The 4,526-nt window shown below is 66.3% G+C and carries 6 protein-coding genes and 2 pseudogenes; 4 read left to right on the plus strand and 4 right to left on the minus strand.

Annotation, left to right across the window (positions count from 1 at the left end; translation table 11 throughout):
* Positions 1–359: pseudogene (locus Q0627_RS03465) on the plus strand (TetR/AcrR family transcriptional regulator); the annotation flags it as partial.
* 50 nt (positions 360–409) lie between these two features.
* On the opposite strand, the gene Q0627_RS03470 reads toward Q0627_RS03465, so the two are convergent.
* Both Q0627_RS03470 and Q0627_RS03475 read right to left on the minus strand, forming a co-directional pair.
* Positions 410–835: a type II toxin-antitoxin system VapC family toxin gene (locus tag Q0627_RS03470; RefSeq protein ID WP_291011154.1), complete on the minus strand. Its 426-nt coding sequence runs from the start codon at positions 833–835 to the stop codon at positions 410–412.
* A complete protein-coding gene (locus Q0627_RS03475) occupies positions 832–1,068 on the minus strand; it encodes a type II toxin-antitoxin system Phd/YefM family antitoxin (RefSeq protein ID WP_291011152.1) in 237 nt (78 codons plus the stop codon). The genes Q0627_RS03470 and Q0627_RS03475 overlap by 4 nt, the downstream gene beginning before the upstream one ends.
* Positions 1,069–1,213: 145 nt before the next feature.
* Here Q0627_RS03475 and Q0627_RS03480 point away from each other — a divergent pair, with 145 nt between their 5' ends.
* Entirely contained in the window at positions 1,214–1,468 is a 255-nt protein-coding gene (locus tag Q0627_RS03480; protein WP_291011150.1) for a hypothetical protein, read from the plus strand.
* Positions 1,465–1,863 carry a PIN domain-containing protein gene (locus Q0627_RS03485; RefSeq protein WP_298807711.1) on the plus strand — a complete coding sequence of 133 codons (399 nt, stop codon included), beginning with the start codon at positions 1,465–1,467 and terminating at the stop codon, positions 1,861–1,863. The genes Q0627_RS03480 and Q0627_RS03485 overlap by 4 nt, the downstream gene beginning before the upstream one ends.
* 68 nt (positions 1,864–1,931) lie before the next feature.
* On the opposite strand, the gene Q0627_RS03490 is transcribed toward Q0627_RS03485, so the two are convergent.
* Positions 1,932–2,819: a MaoC/PaaZ C-terminal domain-containing protein gene (locus Q0627_RS03490; RefSeq protein WP_298807713.1), complete on the minus strand. Its 888-nt coding sequence runs from the start codon at positions 2,817–2,819 to the stop codon at positions 1,932–1,934.
* The gene (locus Q0627_RS03495) at positions 2,819–4,195 is read right to left on the minus strand and encodes a 3-oxoacyl-ACP reductase (RefSeq protein WP_298807715.1); all 1,377 of its coding nucleotides are present in this window, start codon (positions 4,193–4,195) and stop codon (positions 2,819–2,821) included. Before Q0627_RS03495 ends, Q0627_RS03490 begins: the two co-directional genes overlap by 1 nt.
* A gap of 158 nt (positions 4,196–4,353) precedes the next feature.
* Between Q0627_RS03495 and Q0627_RS03500 the strand changes: the two are divergent.
* A pseudogene (locus Q0627_RS03500) lies at positions 4,354–4,526 on the plus strand (acetyl-CoA C-acyltransferase); the annotation flags it as partial.

The raw sequence follows: 4,526 nt of genomic DNA on the forward strand, positions 1-4,526 counted from the left end.
GGGGACACCGGCCCCACGCGGTGGCACGGAGTTCCCGGCGTGGCGGCCCGGACAACCGCCGGTCGTGGCGGGTGCTGTACCGCGTGGCGATCGGTACCGCGGCCTTCACCTCCCGGGTCACCGACAGCCGCCGCCGGATCACCGAGATGGTCGCCGAGCTGATCCGGGCGGGCACCACCGTCCAGGGTGCCAGCGATCTCGACTTCGAACTCACCGCCCTGGCCATCGTCGGCGCCACCGAGGCCGTCGCCGACCGCATCGCCGAGGGCGACGTCGACCTCGACGCCGCCACCGACCTCCTCGTCGGCATCGTCTGGCGTGGCCTCAAGGGCGTCGGCACCAATCGCGCCACCGCCTGAGGCCCATAAAGATTGCGGTCGGTCCCGGATTCCGGAACTGACCACAATATTTATCGCGCTGGCAGCCACGGGTTGACCACGGCGACACCCATCGGCACGAAATCATCGACGTTGCGCGTGGCGACGGTGAGCCCGCGGACGAGCGCGGTTGCCGCGATATACGCGTCGCGTTCCGGTCGCGGGTCGGGGAGGTGCAGAAGTGCTGCGCGACGGGCGATCTCCCGATCGACAGGAAGCGTGCGCTTCTCGAATGCGCCGATCACGCGGGCGTCGAACCAACGGCGTAGCAGTTTTCCCTGGAGTTCGTCCCGGCGTTCGATACGGAGAATGCCGAGTTCGATCTCGAAGACCGTGATCGAGCTGAGGAACTGCTCGTTCACGGCCAACGCGGCACCCCACGTCGAGACGTTCTCGTCTATTTGTCCCGGTCGTTTGCGCAGTTCACTGACGACGTTGGTGTCGAGCAGATAGGTCACAGGTCGGCTGCCCGGGGGAGCGTCCGCGACACGACCGGCTCGAACTCGACATCGTCGTCCATCTGCAACGCATCGAGCAGACTCCGCCGGTCACGCATCTGCTCGTAGTCGGCGATGGAGAGCAGGACGTACGCCGGCTCGCCGCGGTCCGTGATGACGACAGGCCCCTCGTCGGCGGCGCGTTTGGCCCCGCTCACATCCTGGTTGAACTCGCGTGCACTGACAGTCGTCACGGATCACCTCCGATGTAGCAACGTTTCTACAATACTGCCCTGCCGATCCCGATTCCTGAACCCTTCCTCTCAGCAGATCACTAGGCCTGACTCGGTTCGCCGGAAAGGTACTCGTGTAGCACGGAATCGGTGCTACACTCACCAGATGGCGAACCTGACCATCACCGTTGACGATGCGGTGCTCAAACGCGCTCGGATCCGGGCGATCGAGCGCGGTGAGTCGGTCAACCAGTACCTTGCACAGCGACTTCTTGAATATGCGGATGCGGATGCCGAGATCGCGAGGCGGCAGGAGGCGGCGTTGCGATTCGTGGCGCTTTCCCGAGAGCTGAGCGGCAGTAGTGATGGGCGAGGCTGGACCCGGGAGGAGTTGTACGGCGAAAGGGGACTCACTCGGTGAGTGTCTTTCTCGACACCAATCTCCTCGCTTATCAGTTCGATGACCGTTTCCCGGAAAAGCAGGAACTTGCGCGGCAGGTCCTGATCGGCCACGCCGCAGACGCGGTCGTCAGCACGCAGGTTCTCATAGAGCTGCATGCCGTCCTTACCCGCAAGCTCGGACGAACCCGCGGGGAAGCAGCGCGAGTTCTCGACGCAATTGAGCTCGACGTGGTCGCCACCGATGCGGATCTGGTTCGCGAGGCAGCGGCTACGGCTGCGGCACATGAGCTTTCGATCTTCGACGCGATGATCATTGAAGCGGCTGCCCGCGCGGGATGCGAGGAACTCTGGACCGAAGACCTGGCGGGTGGAAGTGTTCTTCGTGGCGTCCGGGTCGTCAATCCGTTCATATAGCGATAGATAGTCGACAAGACCGAAACGGGCCACCGGCATTGTGCCGGTGGCCCGTTTGTTGCGGGTATTCAGTTGTGGCGGAGGGTGGCCGTCAGGTGCGGATAGCCCTTGCGGCGGTTGCGGATCGCGAGGTCGAAGTTGCCTTCGCCGTCGACGCGCCGGGTGTACAGGTTGACCTTGGCCGGCAGCAGCAGCGGCCTGCCGAACTGTACGTCGTAGGTGACCTCGCCGGGTACCTGGGCCTCGACGTTCGCCAGAGCTGCTGCGGCACTCCACATTCCGTGGGCGATGGCCTTGGAGAAGCCGAACGCCTTGGCGGGCAGGTCGCCCATGTGGATGGGGTTGCGGTCACCGGAGGCGGCCGCGTACTCGCGGATGCGGCGCAGGTCCACCGACAGCACGGCGTCCGGTGGCGGCGGGGCCGAATCCTTGGGGGCGGGACCGCGCGGTTCGTCGGACAAGCTGGTGCGCTGCTGCTTGAGGAATGTCGCGGTCTGCACCGCGACAACCTCTGCGCCGACGGTGAATTCGCTGATCATGTCCACCAGCAGACCCTTGCGGTGCTCTCGCAGGTTCTCCGCGTGGGTGGTGATGGTCAGCGGCTCGTCGACACCGATCTCGCGCTTGCGCTCGATCTTGTTGCTGATGTGCACCGAACCGACTGCACCGAACGGGAATTCGCTGGTGGTCATGATCTTCATGGCCAGCGGGAACTGCAGCACGAACAGATAGGTCAGCGGCAGCGTCGAGGAGAACCGCTGCCCGGTGGCCCGGCAATACGCTTGCAGCGCATCGGGATCGACGCGCACGTCGACGAGCCGGTAGTGGGTGTCGGGCACCGTCGCGGTCGGGGAGACCTTGGCGGGCTTGCCGATCACGGGCAGCATCGCCGCGACGGCCTTGCCGTAGATCGAGGCGGTGCCCGGGGCACCGCTCAGTGTGATCGTCTTACTCATCACGCACCCAGGAAGCCCTGGCCGCACACGCGGACGATGTTGCCGGTGACCGCGTTCGACGCCGGGTTGGCGAAGTAAGCGACGGTCTCGGCGACGTCGACGGTCTGGCCGCCCTGCTGCAGCGAGCTCATCAGACGACCGGCCTCACGGGTGGCCAGCGGGATGGCCGCGGTCATCTTGGTCTCGATGAAGCCGGGGGCGACGGCGTTGATGGTGACGTCCTTCTCGGCGAGGATCGGCGCGTACGCGTCGACGAGACCGATGACGCCGGCCTTGGAGGCGCCGTAGTTGGTCTGGCCGCGGTTGCCGGCGATACCGGCGATCGACGAGACGTCGATGACGGCGCCGCCCGCACGCAGGGCACCGTTCTCCAGCAGGCCGTTCACCAGGGCCTCGGGGGCGAGCAGGTTGACCGCGATCACCGAATCCCAACGGGCGTCGTCCATGTTGGCGAGCAGCTTGTCGCGGGTGATGCCGGCGTTGTTGACGATGATGTCGATGCCGCCGTGGCGTTCTAGGGCGTGTTCGGCGAGCTTGGCGCCGGCGTCGGGTGCGCTCACATCGAGCGGGAAGGACGTACCGCCGACCTTGTTGGCGGTTTCGGCCAGTGCCTCACCGGCGGCCGGGATGTCGGCGCAGATGACGTGCGCGCCGTCCCGGGAGAGGACCTCGGCGATGGTGGCGCCGATGCCGCGGGCGGCACCGGTGACCACGGCAACCTTGCCGTCGAGCGGCTTGTCCCAGGATTCGGGGGCGGTGCCGTCGGCAGCACCCACGCGGAACACCTGGGCGTCGACGAACGCCGACTTGGCCGACAGGATGAACCGCAGCGTCGACTCCAGGCCGGTCAGGCCGGTCTTGGCGTCGGGGGAGACGTACACCAGTTGCACGGTGGAACCCTTGAGCAGTTCCTTTCCGAGCGAGCGGGTGAAGCCTTCGAGAGCGCGCTGGGCGATCCGCTCACCGGGGGAGGTGAGGAGCTCGGGGGTGGTGCCGATGACCACGAAGCGGGCGCACGCGGCGGTCGAGCGCATCGCCGGCTGGAAGAACTCGAACAGCTGACGCAGCTCGTCGGGGGAGGTGATGCCGGTGGCATCGAACACCAGCGCGCCGTACTTGTCGGCCGAGCGGCCCGAGGTGGCGTTCTGGATCAGCGTGTAATCGGCGCCGGTGAGGAGCTCGCGCAGCGGCTCGACGAGGCGTCCGGAACCGCCGAGCAGCACCGGACCGGCCAGTGCGGGCTCGGACGCCTTGTACCGGCGCAGCGTCGGCGGGACGGGCAGGCCCGCCTGCTTGGCGATGAACGAGCCGGGTGCGGAGTGGACGAATGACGAGTACAAGCCGGGATTGGCCACGGTGGATCTCCTGTTCTGCATGCACTGTGTGCGCCCCGTCGTGGGTGGCACGTGCGGGGCACTTGCGCCTACGGCGAGCGATGGTAGCTGCCGAGCGCGCCGGGAGGGGCGTTCGACAACGAACTTACTGTTGAGTAAGAATACGCGATAGATACCAAACACCACCCTGGGAGATCGAAGTGGCCAAAGCACCCAAGACCCGCACTGAACGTCCCGTCGCGATCCTCGGCGGCAACCGCATCCCGTTCGCCAAACAGGACAAGGCCTACGCCAAGGTCGGCAATCAGGAAATGTTCACCGCCGCGCTCGACGGCCTGGTCAGCCGGTTCGGCCTGCAGGGCGAGCAGCTCGG

The organism is uncultured Gordonia sp. (genome assembly GCF_937858515.1).
Lineage (GTDB): Bacteria > Actinomycetota > Actinomycetes > Mycobacteriales > Mycobacteriaceae > Gordonia.

Excerpts from the sequence above, each read along its gene's own strand:
- Q0627_RS03490 (WP_298807713.1), bottom strand. The coding sequence starts at position 2,819 with ATGAGTAAGACGATCACACTGAGCGGTGCCCCGGGCACCGCCTCGATC.
- Q0627_RS03480 (WP_291011150.1), top strand. The coding sequence starts at position 1,214 with ATGGCGAACCTGACCATCACCGTTGACGATGCGGTGCTCAAACGCGCT.
- Q0627_RS03495 (WP_298807715.1), bottom strand. The coding sequence starts at position 4,195 with ATGCAGAACAGGAGATCCACCGTGGCCAATCCCGGCTTGTACTCGTCA.